Annotated in this window: 1 protein-coding gene; it reads left to right on the plus strand. The window is 64.9% G+C overall.

What is annotated here, in order from left to right; translation table 11 throughout:
- Positions 1-364 precede the first annotated feature (364 nt).
- Positions 365-1891: DUF1522 domain-containing protein (locus tag AX729_RS29625; RefSeq protein ID WP_061027725.1), on the plus strand; the 1527-nt coding region annotated here is incomplete at its 3' end.

Genomic DNA, 1891 nt, shown 5'->3' on the forward strand with positions numbered 1-1891 from the left:
GCCAACCAGTCGCAGCAGAGCGTGCTGCAGCTGCTCCGCTAATCGGCGGCGCACATCCTCAGCAAGATCCGGCGGCGGGGCTTCGGCCCCGCCGCTTTTTTTGTCGCTCGACGTTTGGAGAGGGCAGGCGGCACTTCGGAAAAGTAACCAGCGGTTATGGTTAATGGAGCGTAAGCGCAGGGAAACGCCAATGATTTCAGGCTGATTGCCGAGGCTCTGCCTGCCTTGCGCGGGTTTATGGTGAACCGCTGCTTATGCTCGCAAGTCCCTTTTCACCCTTTGTTAGCCATGTCCGCGCAGGCTGTGCACGTCACTCGATCCGAAGCGATCGAACGAAGACGCGTAAGCCAGAAGGGTAAGAGTCATGTCCGGTATTGTTCTCTCTGCGTCGGTTCGCCAGAACCTGCTCTCTCTCCAGTCCACCGCCGATCTTCTCGCCACCACACAGAACCGTCTGTCGACCGGCAAGAGCGTCAACTCGGCCCTGGACAATCCCACCAACTTCTTCACGGCCCAGTCGCTCGACAACCGCGCCAGCGACATCAACAACCTGCTCGACGGCATTGCCAACGGTGTGCAGGTGCTGCAGGCGGCCAATACCGGCCTGACCTCGCTGCAGAAGCTGATCGACAGCGCCAAGTCGATTGCCAATCAGGCGCTGCAAACCACCGTCGGCTACTCCACCAAGTCCAACGTCTCCACCACGATCGCCGGCGCCACCGCCGCCGACCTGCGCGGCACGACCTCCTATGCCAGCGCGACCGCCTACAGCAACGTGCTGTACAACGGCACCGCGGGCGGTGTCACCGCGGCCGTCGCAACGACCACCCTCGGCGCAACGCAGGGCACGTTCTCGAACGCTGTGGCCGTGAACGCCGCCGACGGCACCACCGCCGTGACGGGCACGATGACCCTGATCGGCACCACCGCCGCCTCCAAGATTGCCTCGGCTCCCGCCGACGGCGACACGCTGACGGTGAACGGCAAGACCATCACCTTCCGCTCCGGTGCGGCGCCGCTCGCCAGCGCTGTTCCGGCAGGTTCGGGCCTCAGCGGCAATTTGGTGACCGATGGCAACGGCAATACCACCGTGTACCTCGGCACAGCCGGCACTCCGGCTGCGACGGTCAACGACCTGCTGACCGCGATCGATCTCGCCAGCGGCGTGCAGACCTCCGTCATCGCAAGCGGGCTGGCGACGATCGGGGCCAGCACTGGCCAGACGGCCTCCTCGATTGCCGCGGGTATCACCACGATCAGGAGCTCGACGGGTGCGGATCTGTCCTTGACCGGCAAGGCCGATCTGCTCAAGTCGCTTGGCCTCACCAGCGCGACGGGCGGCGGAAATGCATCGCTGAGCGTCACCCGTACGACGAGCTCGAGCTCGCTGGGATCGCTGGTGTCCGATGGCGCGACCCTGAATGTCGACGGCAAGGTCATCACCTTCAAGAACGCGCCGGTCCCCGGCTCGACCAACGCTCCGGCGATCCCGGCCGGCTTCGGCAAGAGCGGCAACGTGATCACCGATGGTAACGGCAACTCGACGGTCTATCTCCAGGCCGGCACCGTCGCCGACGTGCTCAACGCGATCGACCTTGCCACCGGCGTGCAGACCGCGTCGATCGCAGCAAACGGCGCCGCGACGCTGAGTACCGCAACCGGCCAGAGCAACTCGTCGATCAACACCAGCGGCCAACTCCAGCTCTCGACGGGCATCAACGCGGATCTGTCCATCACGGGCACCGGCAACGCGCTGGCCGCGTTTGGTCTTTCGGGCAACACCGGCAATGCGACCGCGTTCTCGGCGGCCCGCACCTCCGGTATCGGCGGCATTGCCGGCAAGACCCTGACCTTCACCTCCTTCAACGGCGGTACCGCGGTTGACGTCACC

The organism is Bradyrhizobium sp. CCH5-F6 (assembly GCF_001556045.1).
Classification (GTDB): domain Bacteria; phylum Pseudomonadota; class Alphaproteobacteria; order Rhizobiales; family Xanthobacteraceae; genus Bradyrhizobium.